Annotated in this window: 21 protein-coding genes and 1 pseudogene; 11 read left to right on the forward strand and 11 right to left on the reverse strand. The window is 69.6% G+C overall.

Annotation, left to right across the window (positions count from 1 at the left end; genetic code table 11):
- Positions 1-358: 358 nt before the first annotated feature.
- Positions 359-568 (forward strand): hypothetical protein, encoded by a 210-nt coding sequence (locus tag RV983_RS04315; RefSeq protein ID WP_475984425.1) that lies wholly within the window; start codon positions 359-361, stop codon positions 566-568.
- Between the two features lie 698 nt (positions 569-1,266).
- Here RV983_RS04315 and RV983_RS04320 read toward each other — a convergent pair.
- The 4 genes from RV983_RS04320 to RV983_RS04335 all read right to left on the reverse strand — a co-directional run bounded on the left by RV983_RS04320 (position 1,267) and on the right by RV983_RS04335 (position 6,164).
- A complete protein-coding gene (locus tag RV983_RS04320) occupies positions 1,267-1,863 on the reverse strand; it encodes an SMI1/KNR4 family protein (RefSeq protein WP_475984426.1) in 597 nt (198 codons plus the stop codon).
- 178 nt (positions 1,864-2,041) lie between these two features.
- On the reverse strand, positions 2,042-2,566 hold the full coding sequence (locus RV983_RS04325) for a DUF6262 family protein (protein ID WP_475984427.1): 525 nt from the start codon (positions 2,564-2,566) through the stop codon (positions 2,042-2,044).
- A complete protein-coding gene (locus RV983_RS04330; RefSeq protein WP_475984428.1) occupies positions 2,563-5,049 on the reverse strand; it encodes a hypothetical protein in 2,487 nt (828 codons plus the stop codon). Before RV983_RS04330 ends, RV983_RS04325 begins: the two co-directional genes overlap by 4 nt.
- Positions 5,049-6,164 carry a tyrosine-type recombinase/integrase gene (locus RV983_RS04335; RefSeq protein WP_475984429.1) on the reverse strand — a complete coding sequence of 372 codons (1,116 nt, stop codon included), beginning with the start codon at positions 6,162-6,164 and terminating at the stop codon, positions 5,049-5,051. The genes RV983_RS04330 and RV983_RS04335 overlap by 1 nt, the downstream gene beginning before the upstream one ends.
- 51 nt (positions 6,165-6,215) lie before the next feature.
- On the opposite strand from RV983_RS04335, the gene RV983_RS04340 reads away from it, so the two are divergent.
- Positions 6,216-6,533: a WhiB family transcriptional regulator gene (locus RV983_RS04340; RefSeq protein WP_475984430.1), complete on the forward strand. Its 318-nt coding sequence runs from the start codon at positions 6,216-6,218 to the stop codon at positions 6,531-6,533.
- 21 nt (positions 6,534-6,554) lie between these two features.
- On the opposite strand, the gene RV983_RS04345 is transcribed toward RV983_RS04340, so the two are convergent.
- Positions 6,555-6,902 carry a hypothetical protein gene (locus RV983_RS04345; protein ID WP_475984431.1) on the reverse strand — a complete coding sequence of 116 codons (348 nt, stop codon included), beginning with the start codon at positions 6,900-6,902 and terminating at the stop codon, positions 6,555-6,557.
- Between the two features lie 142 nt (positions 6,903-7,044).
- Between RV983_RS04345 and RV983_RS04350 the strand changes: the two genes are divergently transcribed.
- The 4 genes and pseudogenes from RV983_RS04350 (at position 7,045) to RV983_RS04365 (ending at position 9,975) form a co-directional block, all read left to right on the forward strand.
- A complete protein-coding gene (locus RV983_RS04350; RefSeq protein WP_475984432.1) occupies positions 7,045-7,317 on the forward strand; it encodes a DUF5133 domain-containing protein in 273 nt (90 codons plus the stop codon).
- Between the two features lie 128 nt (positions 7,318-7,445).
- Positions 7,446-7,805, forward strand: a complete 360-nt coding sequence (locus RV983_RS04355) for an STAS domain-containing protein (RefSeq protein WP_475984433.1) — start codon at positions 7,446-7,448, stop codon at positions 7,803-7,805.
- A 337-nt stretch (positions 7,806-8,142) separates the two neighbouring features.
- Positions 8,143-8,686, forward strand: a pseudogene (locus RV983_RS04360) (DNA polymerase ligase N-terminal domain-containing protein).
- An 83-nt stretch (positions 8,687-8,769) separates the two neighbouring features.
- Complete coding sequence (locus RV983_RS04365) at positions 8,770-9,975, forward strand: glycoside hydrolase family 64 protein (RefSeq protein ID WP_475984434.1); 1,206 nt, start codon at positions 8,770-8,772, stop codon at positions 9,973-9,975.
- On the opposite strand, the gene RV983_RS04370 is transcribed toward RV983_RS04365, so the two are convergent.
- The gene (locus RV983_RS04370; RefSeq protein WP_475984435.1) at positions 9,968-10,810 is read right to left on the reverse strand and encodes a GntR family transcriptional regulator; all 843 of its coding nucleotides are present in this window, start codon (positions 10,808-10,810) and stop codon (positions 9,968-9,970) included. The two genes, RV983_RS04365 and RV983_RS04370, sit on opposite strands and share 8 nt — an antisense overlap.
- A 251-nt stretch (positions 10,811-11,061) precedes the next feature.
- On the opposite strand from RV983_RS04370, the gene RV983_RS04375 reads away from it, so the two are divergent.
- Positions 11,062-12,519, forward strand: coding sequence for a cellulose binding domain-containing protein (locus RV983_RS04375; protein WP_475984436.1), 1,458 nt, complete (start codon positions 11,062-11,064; stop codon positions 12,517-12,519).
- Between the two features lie 131 nt (positions 12,520-12,650).
- Here the strand turns inward: RV983_RS04375 and RV983_RS04380 are convergent, their stop codons facing one another.
- A complete protein-coding gene (locus tag RV983_RS04380; protein ID WP_475984437.1) occupies positions 12,651-13,556 on the reverse strand; it encodes an MHYT domain-containing protein in 906 nt (301 codons plus the stop codon).
- 354 nt (positions 13,557-13,910) lie between these two features.
- On the reverse strand, positions 13,911-14,861 hold the full coding sequence (locus RV983_RS04385) for a squalene/phytoene synthase family protein (RefSeq protein WP_475984438.1): 951 nt from the start codon (positions 14,859-14,861) through the stop codon (positions 13,911-13,913).
- Positions 14,862-15,461: 600 nt separating this feature from the next.
- Here RV983_RS04385 and RV983_RS04390 point away from each other — a divergent pair.
- Positions 15,462-15,914 (forward strand): DUF5990 family protein, encoded by a 453-nt coding sequence (locus RV983_RS04390; protein WP_475990216.1) that lies wholly within the window; start codon positions 15,462-15,464, stop codon positions 15,912-15,914.
- Positions 15,915-15,944: 30 nt separating this feature from the next.
- On the opposite strand, the gene RV983_RS04395 is transcribed toward RV983_RS04390, so the two are convergent.
- Positions 15,945-16,106 carry a hypothetical protein gene (locus tag RV983_RS04395; protein ID WP_475984439.1) on the reverse strand — a complete coding sequence of 54 codons (162 nt, stop codon included), beginning with the start codon at positions 16,104-16,106 and terminating at the stop codon, positions 15,945-15,947.
- Positions 16,107-16,589: 483 nt separating this feature from the next.
- Between RV983_RS04395 and RV983_RS04400 the strand changes: the two genes are divergently transcribed.
- Positions 16,590-16,877, forward strand: a complete 288-nt coding sequence (locus RV983_RS04400; protein WP_475984440.1) for a hypothetical protein — start codon at positions 16,590-16,592, stop codon at positions 16,875-16,877.
- 58 nt (positions 16,878-16,935) lie between these two features.
- On the opposite strand, the gene RV983_RS04405 is transcribed toward RV983_RS04400, so the two are convergent.
- Positions 16,936-18,702 (reverse strand): ABC transporter ATP-binding protein, encoded by a 1,767-nt coding sequence (locus RV983_RS04405; RefSeq protein WP_475984441.1) that lies wholly within the window; start codon positions 18,700-18,702, stop codon positions 16,936-16,938.
- A 208-nt stretch (positions 18,703-18,910) separates the two neighbouring features.
- Between RV983_RS04405 and RV983_RS04410 the strand changes: the two genes are divergently transcribed.
- Positions 18,911-19,096 carry a hypothetical protein gene (locus RV983_RS04410; RefSeq protein ID WP_475984442.1) on the forward strand — a complete coding sequence of 62 codons (186 nt, stop codon included), beginning with the start codon at positions 18,911-18,913 and terminating at the stop codon, positions 19,094-19,096.
- Between the two features lie 29 nt (positions 19,097-19,125).
- Positions 19,126-19,497 (forward strand): hypothetical protein, encoded by a 372-nt coding sequence (locus tag RV983_RS04415; protein WP_475984443.1) that lies wholly within the window; start codon positions 19,126-19,128, stop codon positions 19,495-19,497.
- Here RV983_RS04415 and RV983_RS04420 read toward each other — a convergent pair.
- On the reverse strand, positions 19,480-19,965 hold the full coding sequence (locus RV983_RS04420; protein WP_475984444.1) for a DUF1003 domain-containing protein: 486 nt from the start codon (positions 19,963-19,965) through the stop codon (positions 19,480-19,482). The two genes, RV983_RS04415 and RV983_RS04420, sit on opposite strands and share 18 nt — an antisense overlap.
- Positions 19,966-20,053 lie beyond the last annotated feature (88 nt).

Consider the following 20,053-nt stretch of genomic DNA (forward strand, 5'->3'; position numbering starts at 1 on the left):
GACAGTGCTCCGCGCTGACCTGTTGTTCGGGCCTGGCGCTCCATCCAGACCCACGCGGTACTCGCACTACGACTGTGGCGCAATCCGATACGGCCCGGAAATCTCAATTCGCGAATTAGAGTCAATACAGATCAAATCGGGCGTCGCCGCGCACCCACCACGAGCACCCTGACCCTAATTCGACTTTGAAATCATCCTGCGAATACAATGCACCCTGGCGATCTACACAGGAGAGAGCATTGTGAATAAAACGCGCATATGTCTCGCCGTAGTGGTGTGTACTTTCATGGCCGCCTCGTGTGGGGGAAGCAGCACGCCCGTCGACACGTCCCACCTGACGGGCCGAGAAAAAGAATGGGTGGAATTTTCTTATACACACGAGAAGAACGACGAGATCAAACGGGCCTGGGAAGGACTAACCGCTGAAGGCGTCAAGTCCTACCTTGATCAGCAGCGTCCCCACCTATGCGACGACACGGCGCCGCTGATGCGAAGCCTGAAGGAAGCGGGATACGAGGCCGGCGAAATGCAGGAATACAAAGAAAAGACCGAGCAGCTAATCTGCTAACTTCGATCTTTCGTGACGGCCCGCCAGTTCTTTGGCAGGCCGTCACGAAAGATCGAAGTTAGCTCAGGTCAGCGTCGCACTCAGAGGAACTCTGGACAATGGATGGCGAGATCCAGTGCTCACAGTGACGCTTCGTACGCCTCGCGGATGGATGTAGGAATACGGCCGTGGTCGTTGCCAAGTAACCGTTCGCGCGAGCCCAGAGGCGTAGCGCCTCGTCCCTCGGACTGCGATCGAGCGTACGGCGCCCAGCGGGCCCAGCCGCGTTGCCGGAGCTCGTCCGCTACAGCTTGAAAGGCCCGCCGCACGTCTCCCGCCGCACGCATAGTCACTCCGCTCACGTTCCGTTCTCGAGTGGTCGGGCTATGCCACCGGCTTGTTGACCGCCGTCGTACCCACCGCCTACCTGATCACGACTGGCCGCCGCAGGCGCGGCGGTTGCAATTTCCTGGGATGTACGGGCTGGTTGAGTTGTGACGGGTTGTGGTGAATAGCAGAGCACAACATCACCAAACCACCCGAACCATCCACGACGAAAAGGAAACTACCAACGCCCGGGACGCTCAGGGAACTTGATCAGCCCCTGCCCCGATCCACAGGCCGAGACGATCTACTTAAATGAAGGGAACGCTGTGGCCTGCTTTGAGCGCGCTCGTCGCGGTGTTTCCGCGGTGTCAGGCCACCCGGATGGAGCGAAGTCACTCTTCCTGCCACCTGAGAGACCCGTTCACCACCTGCGGGCGCTGCACATCCCAGTTGCCACGTTCCATTCCGTCGGCGAACGACATCAGCAGCTCGCCCAGAGAAGCCTTCGGATGGGTTTCATTCGGGCCTACCTCGGCATAGTGAAGCACATAGATTTCGGAAGACCCAGAAGCATCAAGGACATAACCGTAGTAGGCTCCTTCGAAGTCCCAGATGACCGGGATCAGGTGGGGTTGCCAGTAGCCCTCAGCTTCCTGGGCCAAATCCAGCAGCCAGGCGCGTTCCGCGATGATCTCGTCGCATCCCAGGTACACCTTGCTGAACGGAAAGATCACCGAATCCAGGTGCTTGAGCGGCACAACACGCCCATTAGGGAGAGTCTGCGTGGTGTTCTTCGCGCAGCTGCCGTTGTTCGCCCGCAGCAGGACCTCAAGCACGTCGGGTACCTCGAATCCCAGCGCGTCGCGCAGATTCGCGATGTCCTCGTCCGTCGCAGGACCGCGCAGTGCCAACGCTGTGGACGGCGAGTTGACCCGGAGCCAGTGCACGATCCGGGCCCAGGCCGCCTGCACTTCTTCGATCTCGGACACTCCGGCTACATCTCCCTGCTCTTGACGCAAAACCAGTGGGCGACACTGCCCCGCACCGTCGGCACACCATCTGGCTCGTCCGGCCAGATACTCATCGCCCTACGGCGACGCCCTTTCAGGCGGCCTGACTATAGCCGCAGGCGTACTCGAGACCAGTCGCGCGGCCAGCCGATGGGATTCAGCCGCGTTGGTTGAGAGATCTGGTGAGGTCCCGGTTGGCCGATCGGGCGGCATCAAGGTCGGACCGGGTCTCTTCCAACTGGGCAGTCAACTCAACGTTTTCCTGCTCCAGCCTGGTGATCTTTCGCTGAAGTTCTTCGATGTCGGTCGGGGCACCCAGCCCTGATTCCTGCCATGCCTGAGTTCCCAGCGTCTGCGACAGCCGCTTCTCCAGTTGCTGGACGCGGGCCGCCAGTCGGGTATTGCGGTTCTGGGCGTGGGCGAGATCGGCCTGAAGAGAGGCCCGGCTGACCGGCGAAGCAGCGGCCGGGTCCTGACCTGCGGGTTCGATTTCAGCGGCGTGGACCAGTCCGAGCAGGTCGCGGTGGCGGTACAGGAACGTGCGGTCCACTCCGGCTTGCCGAGCGATGACCGAGACATTGATCGGGGTGCCGTTCTTGCGGGCGTTCTTGATCGCGGTGACCACCCGCTGACGGCGCCGCTCGGAGTTGGCCTGGCGGCCGTCTCGCATGGTGGGGGTCACGGCAGTCTCCAGGGACGGACGTCGGGCATGGGCTGGGCGATGCGCGGCATGCCGAGCATGACCGTGCGGCCGCGGCGAACCACCGCGACGGCTTCCTCGATCTGGGAGCGTTCCTCGGACGAGAGGTCGTCGAGGTCGGCCTTGACACGGTTGATCAGTCGCCGGACCCTGCGAATCTCCTCCTCGGAGGGCATCGCCTCGCTGCGGGCCCAGTCGTCGGCCTCGAAGGCCGACATCAGCCTTTCCCGGCTGCGGAGAAGGTCATCGAGGTATCGCTCCAGATCGGGAAGGTAGGAGACGTCGGTGCGGAAGTGGTCGCAGCCGACACAGCGGAAGCGGATCGGGCAGCTCTGCCCGCCGGCTGCGACATTGTGGGGCTCCAGGCAGATGCCGTAGGCCGTGGCGACCTCTCCGATGGCCCTTCGCACGTGCTCGGAGTCGAGCAGCCCCTGGGCCTTGCGCCAGACACGGGTGCCACGCCGGTCGAACTGCAGGGCGGTAACGCGGTCGACGGCTTCGCGCCGTCGTTCCTGGCTGACCCGGTAGTACGACTGTGTGGTGGAGAGTTCGCGATGGTCCATCAAATCCTTGAGGACATCGGGCGCGACGCCGGCGTCGGCGTGCCGTTGCGCATAGCTGTGCCGGTAGGCGTAGGGGAAGATCTTGGACTTGTCGAACGGCAGATGCTGCGTGACCTGCTTCCCGTCGATCTCGACCACGATCGGGATCATGATGTCGGGAAGTGCGTCGACCCACGCGCGGTGCTGGTCCCCGATCGTGCCGATGGACTTCTTCCCTTCGGGGTTGGCCACGGGGCTCGGCAGGAGTTTCAGCATGCCGGTCGGGGTGTCGGGGTACCTTTCGCGTACTCGTTTCTGCTGTTCGGTGATGATCGCGGCGGTAGCCTTCGCGATCGGCAGCCGCCGGCCCAGTCGGTAGTTCTTGTGGTTGTCGTAGAGCAGGACGAGGGAGCCGTCGGGGTCCTTGGCCAGACAGTCCCATGGCAGTTTCGCGATCTCGTCGGGTCGTCGACCAGTGTCGATCAGCAGCTCGGTGGCGACACGGACCTCGCGGTAGCTGGTCTTCTCCAAAAGGTCGAGGTTGTCGCAGAGTTCGCGCATCACCTCGTCCGGAAGATCCTTGCCGGCCTCGGTGTCCTCGGGCTCGTCCGGGATGTCCTCCACGGACAGCGCAAAGCTCACGGGAAGTCCGTCGAGTACCTCGCCGTGAGCGGTCAGGCCCAGGACACGGATCCTGTTCAGGACCTGTCGGACGCCTCGGATCACGTGGACCCGGTGATAGGCCCCGAACACGCCGGTCTCGGCGAGGAAGGCCATCCGGTTGCAGAAGTTGTCCATGTCCGCGCGGCTGAGGAGCGTTGGCTGATGGCCCTCGTCATCGCGCTGCAGCCGCAGGGACTCCGACAGCCTCTCCATGCCTCGGATCATGTTCTGCAGGGAGGAGGCGACGTGCTGGCCTCGCCGCCGCGGCAATTCGTCGTAGGCCCAGACCTTGGCCGCTTCGCGGAAGCCCTTCTGGTGGATCTTGGTGAAGTTGACCGTGCCGCTGTGGCCGAAGACGACCAGGTCCCACGTGTCCTTGAGACGTTCGGTCTCCGGAGTCGTCCCCAAGCGGCGCAAGGCCGTCCGGGCACCTCGGATGATCATTCCGAGGTCGTCGATCATGCCCAGACGATCCAGGTCCGCGTCGTCGAGTGCTTCCAGACTCGGAATCTGCAGGATGCGGACTCGGTCGCAGACCGTGCGGAACCGATGGTCTCGCGTCTTTACCTCGCGCGCGGTGCGGACTTGGAGGCTGTAGAGCAGCTCGGCAACGAGCCGGTCGGGCAGACCGCGCAGGCTGATCTCGCGGTCCACGGCCACCGCGGGTGTCGTGCGACGCCACTTGTCTTCGTCACCGTCGAAGGTTCCCCGCTTCCGCTCGAGGCTGAGTCGTGTGGCGTGCACGTCGCAGTAGGGGTTTCCCTCTCTGCCACGGGTCCGGTAGCAGGAAGCGACGTGGCAGGGGCCAATGGCGGGCAGCGGATGCAAATTCGGGCGGCTGAGGAAGTCCTCCATGGTCAGATCGGTCGATCTGTCCCAGTGATACTGGTGCGCGGGACACAGTCTGGCGGCGACCGACCTGCGTGGACGTTCGCACTGCGGCACCTCGCAGAGCTTCTGCCCGATACAGCGGAGCCGACCCGTTCTGCCCCGGGCCTTGAACTCCTCCAGGGACAGCCCGGACTGCCTCCAGCGGTTCATACAGCCAACACACATCGGCTCACCGAGCGGAGTGCCCTTCACACAGCCCGAGATCTCACAGTCCGGCATGCCCAGCACCGGATGGCTGTTGGGATAGCGGGCCACCCGCACGTCCCAGTCCCAGCTGAGAAGACTCAGGAAACCGGCGTCCAGCGCACTGATGATCTCGGTGGTCCGCAGATCCTGCAGTTCACGGGCCAGAGGCAGAGGCGTCGCCATCAGCTCTCCTCCAGGCCGTGCGGTGCCCGCGGGGAGGGGACACGCTCGATGGCCTCCCGCAGTCTCGACCGGTCAGGGATCAGATAGGGCCGCACTGACCCCGGATGTTCCTGTCCGAGCAGGGCCTGCACCTCGTCCAGCGTGCCGCCGGCGTCCGAGACGTTGCTGCCGAACGCGCGGCGGGCCATGTGAGGCCCCACCTTCCGCAACAGCTTCGCCCGCTCACCCAGGCGCTCGAACAGCTCGCCCATCGCATCGGGCGTCATGGGAGCACCCAGCGGCTCACGGAACAGGTTCACCAGCAGGAAGTCACTGCCGCCGGACCCGACGATCTCCCGGCGCTCGTCGATGTACTGGTCGAAGGCCTGGACCACGAGGAAGTCCACCGGCTGTGCCCATGCCTTCTTCGACTTCGACCAGGCGTCATTGCTGTTGTCCCGCCGACGCACGTGCAGGTGGGGCCCTTCGTAATCGCAGCCCAACGCCTTCGAATCGGGCAGCAGATGGCAATCACTGCGGCGAAGGCCGGCCACCTGTCCGCGGCGAAGGCCGACCCGCCCGTGCAGCAGCACGATCAACCGGTCCCGCGCGTTGCGGCACTCGAGGAACATCGCCACCAGCTCCTCGTCGGTGGCCCTGTCCACCTCCGCCTCCGGTTCCTTCACCCGATGCCGTGCCCGCAGCCGGTAGGACAGCCCCGAGTCCTCGCCCTGAGCCTCCAGCGGCAGGTCCCGGCTGTCGGCCAACTCATAGATCTGACCCAGCACCGACCGGGGCGCCTCGCCCACCGACACGGCGTACGAGAGGAGCCCGCGCACCGCGGTCAGCACCCCGTTCATTCGCCGTTCCTTCCGGGCCGGATCGGCCCCGGGCCCCAGCACCACGGGGGCCGGTTCGCCATCCGGCGTCGACGGCGTGTACTTCAGCCAGACCATGAACAGGCCCATGTCCCGGGCCGCATGCCTCCACTGCCGCCCCGTCCGCCTGCACCACAGCAGGTAGAGGGCCACGCCACCGGCGTACGCCTTCGTGGTCAGCTCGGCTCGACTTCGGCCGAACCTCAAGAACCTCAGCCACTGGTCAGCGACCGGCACCACCCGGAGGTCGTCGTCCACGACGGTCCAGTACCGCACCCCAGAAGGCAACTCCACAGGAAAAGCCCGCACATGCAACTCCATGATCTGACAGCTGATGCAACAACCCGCCACAGAGCCACAACCCCCAAGAACGAGTCTCAGTGGATCAACTTAGCCCCCTCTTGCAACAACACACCACGCAGGTCAGCACCCCAGAGAAGCTCGCGGTGCCCGGTGGAGGAGCAATGCCTGCAGTGGGCCCTGGACAGCGGGCAGAACCCGGGAATCTGGGGCGGTACGACCGAGGACGACCGACGGGCAATCAGGCACCGCCGGGCGCGGCACCGTTCGCACGCGCCACGGTCACCGTCGTCCCCCCGCAGGGAGCGCCGGCCGGCGGCCCGCTGACCTCCTGGGGCCGGCGGGCGGTCACCCGGTGCGCGGGGCGAACATCCCCGGACGGGCCGTTCCCGGCCGCCGGAAGGCCACCGTGAGGGCGAGCAGCCAGCTCACCCCGAAGGCCGCCGCGACGCCCGGCTGCCAGGTCATCACGGTCGCGACCAGCAGGGCGAGCGAGGCGGCCACGAGCACCGCGACGAGCAGCACCCGCGGCCCGGGCCTCCCCGTCCGCCGGTCCCGGAGCGCGTCCAGCGCCCGGTCACGGGGCGTCAGGTGCATGGTGCGCAAACGTCGTTCGAGAACGGCGTCGGCACTCAGCAGACGCTCCATCCCCGCCAGCGTGCGCCTCTCCCGGTCGGACAGTTCCGAGCTCTCCATTGCCGGCACCTCCGCGGCTCGCCACCCGTACCTGTCATCTACCCCGAATGGGCGCGGGGATGGCGGGTAGCCGAGTTCCGGTGGCCGTCCTACGGTCGCTCGTCGGCCCCCGTACCCGGCTGACGACGGAAGGAGTCCGATCATGCTGATGGCGCATCCCGTGGTGCTGTACATGCTCGTCGAGAGGTACGAGTCGCTGTGCGCGCGGCCGGCGGGCGAGGGCGGCGGCGAGACCGGCCGCCACAGGGACGACCTCGCCGCCGCCCTGTGCGCGGCCACCGGGACACCGGACGTGGAAGCCGCGCTGCGCGCCGCCCGCCGCATGCTGCCGGGGACGGGAGCGGACTCGGAGTCGGACTCGCAGTCGCAGTCGCAGTCGCAGTCGCAGTCGGGCAGGAGTTCCGGCGGATCTTGAGGACGACCGGTCGGCACGGCGTGGCGGTGTCGTGAAAGGGCCGGTCCGCGCCCTGCATCACTTGACGGGACCGGCGGGTGGCCCGACCCTGAAAAGGATCGAGCGTTCCACCCCACTGGGAGCTCCACGTGCCACCCCTCCCCTCCCCCCGTCCGGCACGGGCCGCCCACCGGCTCACGGTCCGCTTCGGCGGAGCCGAGGACCGGCCGCTGGCCATCGTCGCCGGTGAGATCGACCAGGACGGCGCCGATGATCTGCGGCACGCCCTTGAGTCCGCGCTGGGCGACGGCACGGACGGCCCCGGCGGTCTCGACGTCGACCTGCGCGACGTCTCTTTCTGCGACTGCGCCGGGCTGAACGCCCTGCTGCAGGTCCGGTTGCACGCCCTGGACAGCGGCCGCACCGTCACGCTCCGCGCGGTCAGCGGGCAGGTGGGGCGGCTGCTGTCGCTCTCCGGCACGGAGGACCTCTTCGCCGCCGCCGCGTGAAGCGTCGCCGGAACGGGCCGTGTCACCGCCGCGGCACCGGGTAGCCGACCGTGGACAAGCCTCGATCCACTTCCGAGGAGGACCAGGTCATGACCGACCCCGTGCCCCCCAGCCCCGTCCCCTCGCCGGGTCCCACGGGCCCCGGCCCGGGCCCTTCGCCCGGCCCCGTGCCCCCGCCCCTCGGCCCCGACCCCGTACCGCCGGAGCCGCCGCGGCCCGGTCCCGACCCGGTGCCGCCGGACCCGACGCCGCCCGGTCCAGGACCGGAACCGGGGCCCTTGCCCGACCCCGGTCCGCGTCCCGCGCCCGCCACCTGACCGCGGGAGGCAGAACGCCGGTGGCCACCGGCAAAACCCTGACGGAGTATCACCGCAAGCGGGACTTCGCCAGGACCCCAGAGCCGGAGGGCCGCGGCGGACGGGATCCGGACGGCGAGCCCCGGTTCGTCGTCCGGATCCACGACGCCGGCACACGGCACTTCGACGTCCGCCTCGCGGTCGACGGCGTGCTCAAGAGCCGGGCCGTCCCGAAACGCCCGTCCGGCGCATCCCACGACAAGCGCCTGGCGGTGCCCACCGAGGACCATCGCTGGAGTACGCGGACTTCGAGGGCGTCATCGGGCAGGGCGAGTACGGCGGGGGGACCGTGATCGTCTGGGACACGGGGGACGTACCGGCCCGTCACCGACCGTCCCTTCGCGGCGGCGCTCGGCCGCGGGCATGCCTCGTCCTGGCTCGACGGCGCCAAGCTGCGGCGGCGGTCACGCACTGACCCGGACGCCCGGCCTCCAGAGCGGCCGGGCCTCGCGTGCCCGCCACCGCAGGAACCTCCGCGTGCGTGAACACCGGCCCCGCGCAAACGACTTGGGAGCAGCGGATTGACAGTGCGCGCTGTGGCGCGGAGATTTGAGAGCGCTCTCATAGGAGCGTCCGCATCCTCCACCCCCCACACAAGGAGGAACCACATGCACGCCCGAGTCGCACAACGCAGATTCCTCGCGGTGCTGTTCGCCGCGATTCTGGTGGCCGTGGGCCTGACGGCCCTCGGCACCACGTCCCGGGCCGACGCCGCGGTACCGGCCACCATCCCGCTGACCATCACCAACAACTCCGGTCGGCCGGGGCCGGTGTACCTGTACGACCTCGGCACCCAGCTGTCGAGCGGACAGCAGGGCTGGGCCGACGCGAACGGCGCGTTCCACGCCTGGCCGACCGGAGGCAATCCGCCGACACCGGCGCCGGACGCCTCGATCGCGGGGCCCGCGAACGGTCAGTCGGTCACGATCCGCATGCCCAAGTTCTCGGGCCGGCTCTACTTCTCGTACGGCCAGAAACTGGTCTTCAAGGTGACGACGGGCGGCCTGGTGCAGCCCGCCGTCCAGAACCCGAGCGACCCCAACCGCGACATCCTGTTCAACTGGACCGAGTACACGCTCAATGACGCAGGACTGTGGATCAACAGCACCCAGGTGGACATGGTCTCGGCCCCGTACGCGGTCGGCGTCAGGCTCGCCGACGGCTCCGTGAAGACCACCGGGCACTTCAAGCCGGGCGGGTACACCGGCTTCTTCGACGCCCTGCGCGCCCGGCCCGGCGGCTGGGCAGGCCTGATCCAGACGCGTTCGGACGGCACCGTGCTGCGCGCCCTGTCGCCCGGCCACGGCATCGAGACCGGGGCGCTGCCGCGCACGGCCATGGACGACTACATCAACCGCGTCTGGCAGAAGTACACGGCCTCCACCCTGACCGTGACCCCGTTCGGGGACCAGCCCGGCACCAGGTACTTCGGGCGCGTCTCGGGCGACGTCATGAACTTCACCAACTCCTCGGGGGCGGTGGTCACCTCCTTCCAGAAGCCCGACAGCGACAGCGTCTTCGGCTGCTACAAGCTGCTGGACGCCCCCAACGACCTGGTGCGCGGCCCGATCTCCCGCACGCTGTGCGCCGGATTCAACCGTTCGACCCTGCTGGTCAACCCCAGCCAGCCGGACACGAGCGCGGCGAACTTCTACCAGGACGCCGTCACCAACCACTACGCCCGCGCCCTCCACGACCGGATGGCCGACGGCAGGGCGTACGCCTTCGCCTTCGACGACGTCGGCAACCACGAGTCGCTGGTCAACGACGGCGATCCGCAGCAGGCCTACATCACCCTGGACCCGTTCAGCTAGACCGGGGCTGGACGTCCCCGACGAAGGAGGCGAGCGTGCCGGCCGGTGCGGCGCGCTCGTCCGGGGGCATGCCGGGGTGGTGCCCGGCCGGCGCGGACCCCTGCGGCACCGTGCCGGCCAGCGCGAGCCGGGACACGATGCGGTAGCGGTCGCCGCGGTAGAGCGAGTGGACGTACTCCACCGGCTGCCCCTGCGCGTCGCAGGTGAGGCGGTCGAAGAGCAGCGCCGGGGAGAGCACGGGTACCGCGAGCAGCCGCGCCTCCTCCTCGTTGGCGACCGTGGGCTCGATGGACTGGACGGCCTCGTGCACCTGGACTCCGTGCCGGTCGCGCAGGAAGGCGTAGAAGTCCCCGGACTCCATGTCGGCGGCGCGCAGTCCCGGTACCAGGCCGGCGGGAACGTGCAGGTACTCCACCGCCATGGGCTCGCCGTCGACCAGCCGCAGCCGGGCGATGTAGACGATCTCGGCGGCGGGCGAGATCCGCAGCTTGCGGCCGACGCGCGCGCCCGCCCGTACGGTGGCGAACTCCAGCACGCGGCTGAGCCAGTCGCCCCCGGCCTGCGGAAGGGTGAAGACGCTGGCGCCCTGGGCGAGTTCCTGGGTGATCTTCGCGGGGGCGACGAACATGCCGCTGCCGTGCCGGCGGACGAGCAGGCCGGTGTTGACGAGCTCGTCGACGGCGGAACGCACCGTGGGGCGCGAGACGTCCAGCCGCTCGCACAGCGCGCGTTCGGACGGAATCGGCGTGCCGGGCGCCTGGGACTCGACGAGCTCCAGCAGATGGTCGCGGACCTTCTCCCGCTTCAGCGGCGACCGCGGCGCCTCGCCCGTCATGGATCAGCCCCCCCGTTCGGTACCCGGTACCCGGTACCCGGGCGTACGGCGCGGCGCCGTACGGTGCGAGGCTAGCCAGTTGCTGACCAGTTCACCAGTGGTCACGGCCCAACGGATCGACGACGAGCCCCTATTCCCTTGCGTCCCGGCCTCTTGACCGCCCATCAGGTCTATGCCATTTTCCCTTACCAGTGGAAGACCAGTTGCCAAGTGGTAAGCCCCACGCGCTCCACCGACTGGAAGGGATCACCATGTCAGGAACGTCCCGCACCACCGACCCGGGCCGCAGATCCGCCCGGGTCCGCACGGCCATGGCCGTCTGCGCCGCGGCTGGTCTGGCCTGTGCCGGGCTGACCGCCCTGCCCGCGTCCGCCGCGGTGGGCACGCTCAGCGCCCAGTACCGCACAAGCGCTCCGGGGGCGACCGCCGACCAGGCCGAACCCTGGTTCGAGATCACCAACACCGGGAGTACCGGCGTCCCGCTCAGCGAGGTGACGCTGCGCTACTACTTCAAGGCCGACAGCTCCACGACGGCGTACCGCTTCGCCTGCTCCTGGGCGGTCAAGGGCTGCGCCAACATCACCGGCACCTTCGGCACACTCGCCAACCCCACGGCGACCGCCGACCGTTATCTGGAGATCGGCTTCACCTCCGGCGCCGGCACGCTCGCCCCGAGCCAGAACACCGGTGACATGCAGCTGCGCTTCTACCGCGCGGACTGGCAGCGGCTCACGCAGTCCGACGACTACTCCTTCAGCGGCACCCAGACCGCCTACGCCGACTGGAACAAGGTCACCCTCCAGCGCGGCGGCTCCGTCGTCTGGGGCACCGCCCCGGCCGGCAACAACCCCACCGATCCCCCCACCGACCCGCCGACCACACCGCCGACCGACCCGAACGCGCCCGCGCTCTTCGACGACTTCCGCTACGCCTCCAGCGGCGACCCGGCCCTGCAGAGCCACGGCTGGACCGTCAAGTCCGGCCAGGGCGGCCCGGGCGTGCCCGGCGCCACATGGTCCCCGCAGGACGTCACCTTCGTCGCGGGCACGGGCGGTGACAAGGTCATGAATCTCCGCCTCACCACCGACGGCACCGCCGCCGGCACGAAGGAGACCGAGATCCAGACCAGCGCCCGCAAGTTCCGCAACGGCACCTACGCGGCGCGGGTCCGCTTCGACGACAGCGCGGCCGGCGGCCCGGACGGGGACCACATCGTCCAGACGTTCTTCGCCTTCACCCCGCTGAACGCGCCCATGGACCCCGACTACAGCGAGCAGGACTTCGAGTACCTGCCCAACGGCGGCTGGGGCGAGCCGAGCAACATCATGTACACGACGTCCTGGGAGACCTACAACCCGGACCCCTGGAACGCCGTCAACACGCACTCGGAGAACCGCGCGAGCTACGACGGCTGGCACGACCTCCAGGTCACCATCGACAACAGCGCCATCACCTACTCCATCGACGGCCAGGTCTTCGGCACGCACGGCGAGCCGTACCTGCCCGAGACCAGCCAGTGGATCGACTTCAACCACTGGCTGATCGACCTCACCGGCCAGACCGGCAGCACTTCGCGCTCGTACGACCAGCAGGTCGACTGGGTCTATTTCGTCAAGGACCAGGTCCTGACCCCGGCGCAGGTCGCCGCCAGGGTGGCCGCCTACCGCTCGGCGGGCACGTCCTTCACCGACACCGTGCCCGGGAGCTGATCGGACCCCGCGCCGCCGTCCACCGCCACAGGCGCGCGGTGGACGGCGGCGCGGACCCAAAGAAAGGCGCGACCAACGGAATTGGCTACCCGTCACCCAGGTGTTTCCGCCGGTCGCGCGGTCGTCCGCGTTCAGCCCCCGAATTCCCGCGATGCACGGTGCGGATCATCGCCCTGCGCGCCGCCGAATGAGCCGTGAGCGGCCGGGCCGGAAACGGGCTCGCGATACGCCGGCGCCGACGCGGCATCCGGTGAAACGGGGGCGCCATTCCACCGCGTGCCCCGGAATTCCTCCGCCGCGGCCGCAGTGCCGTTCCGGGCCTCCGCGACGGGACTCATGAGTACGGCGAAAGTGATCAGCATCAGCTCGAGGCCGAGGCCGATGATGAGCGGCGCGACGAGAACCAGGCCGGTGACACCGCTGTCGCTGTGGACACCCGACACATCCCGCACGTTCACGGCCGCCATTCCGGTGTAGTGCATACCGCTGATCGCGACGGCCATCACCAGTGCGGCGCCGAACGTCGCCCAGGTCCCCTTCACCCGCAGGGTGAACCACAGCGCGACGGTGGCGGCCACGACGGCGATCACCACGGAGAGCACCACGAGCCATGTCGTGTAGACGACCGCCCCCGGGAACAGCAGGGCCCGCATGCCCATGTAGTGCATCGCGGCGACCCCGATGCCGGCGCCGACACCGCCGGTGAGCAGCCCGGACCACGATCGCCGCACCCCGGCGACCAACATCCCGAGGCCCACGATCACGATGGCGACCAGCAGGCTGACGATGGTCAGCGGTACGTCGTAGCGGAACTCCACGCCGTCGACGGCGAAGCCGAGCATGGCGATGAAGTGCATGCCCCAGATGCCCGACCCGAGGGTCAGCGCTCCTGCGGCGAGCCACGACCAGCCCTGGGCGAGCCCGCGGGCGTGGAAACGGGCCGCGCAGGCGAGTCCGAGTCCGGAGCCCACGGCCGCCATGAGGTAGGCGAGCACGGGATACAGGGAATGCGAATAGAGATGCTGATGCTGCCCCACGAAGGAAACTCCCCACCTGCCATGGACGGTACGCGCTCCACCGGGAACGGAAAGGGGCAGTGCGGGTCGCCGATCGACCGGCACCTGTGCCCACAAGCCTCGCCGGTGTACCGACCGCAATTCGGAATCGGGGCTCCCGCGGCGGCGCCCTTGCCGTTCCACGGGGCACGGCCACGGCGATTCCCCCATCGCCCGACCACCGATGCTTGAACCTTATATTAAGTCCCGGAAGGTGTCGCACGCCCACGGCACCGGAAACACACCGTTCCCATACGGGTAATTCTTCCTCGGGAAATGCGCCGGCCGGCGGCCGGAATGGATCACCGGGCGGCCCACCGCAAGAGGTGGGGCCCTTCAGGCTCCCGAGGAACGGCGGAGCGTGCCCGCGTACGCGCCGGCGAGGGTGCCCAGCGCGGCGGCGACCGGGCGCCGGGCGGGCCCTTCGAGCAGTGCGACGCCGCCGCGTTCCGCCGCGCGCAGCCGGTGGACCTGGAGGTCGACCAGGGCGCGCGTCATGGGCCGGTAGGGCGGGGGGACGATGTCGATCAGCCGGCGGGCATCGGCGAGGCCGCGGCGGGTGGTCGCGGCGACCTCGTGCACGAGACCCGCGAAGTCGCCCGCCGGCGCGCCGCGTTCGAGGGCGGCGCGGGTCAGCCCGTGGCGGGCGAGGGCGTCCTCGGGGATGCCGAGGCGGCCGGCGCGCAGGTCCTCGGCGACGTCCTCCAGGAAGTCCAGGCGCTGGGCGGCCTCGACGAACGTACGGCAGGCGGCGCGGTAGCCGGCCCATCCGTCGGACGGGGCGAGCAGGGAGGCGACGAGGAGGAAGGCGGGCAGGGAGTACGCGTCCACGTAAGCCTGGAAGTCGGCCTCGGCGGCGAAGCCCCGCCAGCCGGCATCGGCCGGGGCGGCGACGAGGTACTCGGCCACGACGTCGCCGAGCACAGGCCGCCGGGCGACGGTGTGGGCGAGGGCCCGCAGCAGCCGGTCGCCGTCACCGTCACTGGCGTTGCCTTCGCCCTTGCCGTTGCCGTCCGCCAGGGCCTCCTGCACGCGGCGCTCCCACGCCGTGAAGGCCGTGCGTGCCGCTCGGCCGTCGGTGTCCTGGTCGAGCAGGTTGTCGGTGTGGTGCATGAACGCGGTGGCGGCGACGACGTCGGGGACGAGCTCCGCCGGCAGCAGGAGCCGGACACCGAGAAAGGTGGCGCGGTCGAAGCGGGTGACCAGGCGTCGCTGGGCGGTGTAGGCGTCGCGCAGCGCCGGGTCGGCGATGCCGGCCCGGTCCAGGGTGTGCCGCCAGGTGGTCATCGTTCCGCCGCTCCGTTCGTCCGGCCAAGGTTTCCGGCGAAGAGTCACACGCAGAAAAACCGGCAAACTCACTGCTCGATGCCGCCGGACACCCTCTGAGCTGGGATTCACCGTACCGGGAAACGGCCGGATACGGGCGGAGTCTCCCCTTGTACGGGCTGACCGGCCCACGCCCCGCGGCGGCACACATCTCGGGCGGGCCGGAACGGGCACAGGATGCCCGAAGTTGCCCGAACGGCCGTGGAGCGTCCACCGCCGACGTGTGCCACCGGCGGAACCGGCGGACCAGGGAGGTGCGGGGGGCGAGCTCGCGGGACTGCTCTCCGCCGGGCTGCTCGGTGACCGGGCCGGCCGGCTGCGGCTGTGCGCGGACAACCCGCGGCGGCCCCGCGTTCCCCGCCGTGCCGGCCGGCGCTCGGGCTCGCCGCGCGGGTGGCGGAGGTGACGTACGGCCGCGGCCGTAGGATGACCGGCCGGTGCCCTTGCCGGGTCGCCGGCCCCGGCCCACCCCCGCACAGGAGGCGAGAAACGATGCGGTCCCGCGTCCACAGCATGCCGACGCCCCGCCTGTTCTCCGGCCGGCGGCGGGTTAGGGCGGTCGTGCGGATCCGGATCGAGGGCCACGACCTGCCCGGGCGCACACAGTTGTGCGGCCCGGAGGACTCCGCGTACACCGACGTCCATGTCGCGGTCCAGCGCCGCAATCGCCCCGCGGAGCTGCTGGACCTCCAGCCGGCGGACGCCGCGACGGTCGTCTGGACGCTGGAGTGCGTCGCCACGGACACCCCCGAGGGCACCGACATCACGGGCCCCTATGTGCAGGGCGCGCCGGGCGGCCGGTTCGTCTACCTGTCGTGGGGTGCCGTGGACGGTGCCGGCGGCTTCACGATGTTCCGCCGGGCCAAGCTGATGTTGGACGCGGTCGACCGGGACGTGCTCGCCCGGTCGGCCCGGTCCGGGGTGCTGGTGGGCACCCTCGGGCTCACCGACGGCGGCGGGCGTCCTCTGTGCGCCGCCGTGCGGCCACCGCGCATTGCCTGGTCGGCTGCGTAGGCGGAAGCAGCCGGCTCAGTGGGCCGAGGGTCAGTCCTCGCCCCGGACGATGTTCCAGTCCGTGCTGTTGTCCTGGTCCCGCTCCGGCTTGTCGGCGCGCTTGCCCGTCTTCACAACGGCCGGCCTGCAGGTACGTATCTGCTGGTCACGCGGTATTCGGGTACTGATGGGGTGGCCGTTCCTGTTGTCCACGGTCCGGTGCCTCCTCGATTCCTCTCAAATGTCGACATACCCACTTAAATAGTACATGCACGAACAACCTCCACCCCGTACGGGCACGCTGCGTGAGGGGCTGTCAGCGAGGTGTCACACATCGCCGGATTCCCGGCGGAGTCGGGGCGCCCACGGATGCGAACGCCTGGCCGGAGGGCACCGCCCGCCAAGGTCGCGCCTGCCCCGCTCTGCGGGCCGGAAACAGCTCCCCGGCCCGGCCGGCATCCGGGCGCAACCGCTCCCCCACCCTTCGATACACCGCCCACCTGCGGAAACGTGGACGGGCCGCCGGCAGGGCGGAGGGCACGGACGGCCGACGGCCGCCGGTTCCCGAAATGGCCTTATTCCAGCAAATTGAGTGTCATGACGGGCGTGCCGCTCCCGCCGACGGGTCGCGGGGGCCGACGCTTGCCCTGTCCAACCCCGCGGGTGCCCCGGCACCCGCCGAGACAGGAGGTCACCATGCGTCTTCCCCGCTTCGCGACCGCGGTCGGTGTGGCCGTCGCCGTCGTCCTGGGTGGTGCCGCCGGCGCCGGCGCCGCCACCCCCGAGCTGGTCGGCACCCACGCGGGCCACTCCGCGCACGCCGCTCACGACGCGCATGCCGCGCACGACGACCACGGCCGCCACGGGAACCACACCCGTCACCACAGCCGCCACCTGCCGAAGTGGCACGGTCACCGGCACCACCGCGCCAGCCACCGCGACAGCCACCGCCACCACCCGTTCGCCAAGCACCACCGCCGCTGACCCCCGGCGGCACGCTCTTGAGGCGGCGGCAGGCACCTGGCTGGTGCCCGCCGCCGCCTCAGGCCGTCTGGGCGGTGCGCAGCGCCGCGTACGAGCCGCCGGAGCGCAGCAGTTGGTCGTGCGTCCCGGTCTCGGTGATCCGGCCGTCCTCCATGACGACGATCCGGTCGGCGTTCCTGATCGTGGACAGCCGGTGCGCGACGACGAAGACCGTCCGGTTGCGCACCAGCCGCTCCAGTGCCTGCTGCACCAGCGCCTCGGACCGCGAGTCCAGTGCCGACGTCGCCTCGTCCAGCACGAGGACACGGGGGTTCCTGATGAGGGCGCGGGCGATCGCCAGCCGTTGCTTCTGCCCACCCGAGAGGCGGGCTCCGCGCTCGCCGACGACCGTGTCCAGGCCGGCCGGCAGGCGTTCCACGAACTCCATCGCGTTCGCGGCGCGCAGCGCCTCGCGCACGGCCTCCTCGGCCACGCCGGGCATGCCGTAGGCGACGTTGTCGCGGATGGTGCCCTCGAAGAGGATCGACTCCTGCGGAACCACGGACACGAAACGGCGGTAGCTGCGCAGGTCCAGGCTCTCCATGTCGGCCCCGTCCAGCAGGATGCGGCCCTCGGTGGGCCGCAGGAAGCCGATCACGAGGTTGAGCACCGTCGACTTTCCCGCGCCCGAGGCGCCCACCAGCGCGATGGTCTCCCCGGCTCGCACGGAAAGCGTGAAGTCCCGTACGGAGTGCCGCCCGGCGTCCTCGTAGACGAGGCCGACGCCCTGGAAGTCGATCCGGCCGCGGACCGCCTCCACCTCGGTCTTGCCCGCGTTCTGCTCCAGGTCGGGTGCCTGGAGCACCTCGCCGGCCGAACGCACCGACTCCAGGCCCTTGCTGACCACCGGGGTGAGGCTGAGCAACGTGGTCACGGCGGCCGTGAGCGAGGAGAAGTACGTGGTGAGCATGACGACGTCCCCGGGGGTCACGCCGAGCCAGCCGTTGTACGCGGCCAGGGCGGAGCCGAGCAGGCAGCACGTGCCCAGGACGTTGAGGATGATCCAGGCGAGTGAACCGAAGCGGCCGTTGAGCCGGTCCAGGCGCAGTCCGGCGGTGAGCACCTGGCTGAGCGTGCCGTCGACCCGCCGCAGCGCCGTGGACTCCAGCCCGTGCGCGCGCGTGATCGGGATCAGGGCCGTCATCTCCGTGACCCGGGAGGACAGTTGCTCGACCTCCTGGCGGAACGACTCGTTGGACTCGCGCAGCCGGCCGCGCAGCCACATCACCAGCGCGGAGGTCGCGGGCACCACGACCAGGAAGACCGGCAGGAAGGACGGGGTCTGCACGGCGATGACCACGAGCGCCCCGCTGAGGGTGGCGAAGGCCGACAGGCCCATGTCACCGGTCTGCTGCACGGCCTGCTCGATCGCCTCGACGTCCCGTATCACCTTGGTCTGCAGGACCGCGGAGTTGACCCGCGAGTGGTAGCCGATGGACAGCTGCTGCATCCGCTGGCACAGCGCCGAGCGCAGCCGCATGCCGGTCCGCCGCGCGCTGCCGTACCAGCACCGCACATAGAGCAGGTGGAAGGGGTAGTTGAGCAGGAGCATCAGCAGCAGGACCGCGGCGCCGAGCATCATCCCCGACAGCGGCCGGTGCTGCACGATGACGTCGATGACCTGCGCGGTGACCAGCGGCGTCAGCCAGATCGGCGTGTGCTTGACCATGAAGGCCAGGACCGCCACGGTCAGCCGGCCGCGGTCGTGGCGGAAGAGGTAGGCGAGGGTGCGGATCGGGTGTTCACCGCGGTAGCGGTGGTCGAGCGGGCCGTGCGGCGACGCCATGCGGGAACTCCGGGAGCACGTGGGCGCGGGGGATGAGACGGCACTGGCTCATCGTCCGGTCAACGCGGGATCTTAGGCTGTGCGCGCTCCCACGGTCACGGTGCGGAGCACCGGCTGTCCGGTCCCGGCCGACTGGAGACGTCCTCAGGGGGAAGCCGGTGGAGGACAGGGCGCGACGTGGCGCCCGGAAACCCCTGGGGAGTCAGCCATGTTGGCCATCATCGCGACCGTCGTCTTCGCGATCGCTTTCGTCATCAACGCCACCGGGACCCACACCGACGCGGTGTTCACGCCGACGAGCCTGCTCCTGGTCGGGCTCGCGCTGGTCGCCGCGCACCTCGGCGGCCTGGGTACCAGTGCCCGCTGGTCCGGCTACCGCGGCCGGCGGCGCTGAGCCCGCGGGACAGCGGAGGGGAGGGCACGATGACCGACCACCGCGAGGAGCCCGCGCCCGAGAAGGACGGCCCGCACCGGCCGGGCTTCTCCAGCCCCGGATTCTCCACGTCCACCGGCGGGGAGGAGGCGGGCCGCGTGCCGCCGGCCCCGCCGGTCCCCGAGTACGAGGTGCCGGAGCCCGAACTGCCGAACGCGGACGGCCCCGGCTTCGCGTCGGCCGCGTTCGAGTCCCCGGGCTTCGAGTCGCCCGGCTTCTCCAGCCCCGACTTCTCCAGCCCCGACTTCAGCAGTCCCGGCCCGCTGGGCGGCGACGGCCAGGACACGGAGCACGACAAACGCGGCGAGGACGACAAGGACGCCGGCCACAGGGACAACGGCGCCTCAGGCGGGGGGCCTTGAGGCTTCTTCGGCCATCTTGGCCCGGCACTCGGCGATGACCCGCAGGGCGTCCCGCTCGATCTCGACGGGGTCCAGCCCGAGCGCCTGCCCTATGTGCGCCGACCAGACCTCCGAGCGCACGTTGGTCTCGAAGTCCAGGTCCGCCCGGATGGTGTCGCGCGCGGCCTGCCGGTTCTGGCTCACCATGACGAACGTCGACAGGAAGATCGCCTCCAGGCTGACGACCATCGTCAGCAGCCCGAAGGGGAACCGGTCGAAGACGGCGCCCTGGCCGAACACGCCCTCGTTGGCCAGGATCCAGCCCGTGAACCAGACGATGTGCACGTACACGAAGCCCATCGACCCGGCGAACCGGGTGATCACGTCCGCGACCCGGTCCTGGAGGCCGCGGCCGCGGGCGAAGAGGGCCTGCTCGTGCCGCAGGGGGCTGATCACATGCGGCGTCGGGCCGGCGCGGTGGGACGTCATGGGCACATCCTGCCCCGGCAGCCGTCGCCGTCGACGCACGGGGTACGGGGTACGGGGTACGGGACCGGGAAGAAGCGGGCCCCTGGGT

The organism is Streptomyces sp. RLA123, from assembly GCF_056270165.1.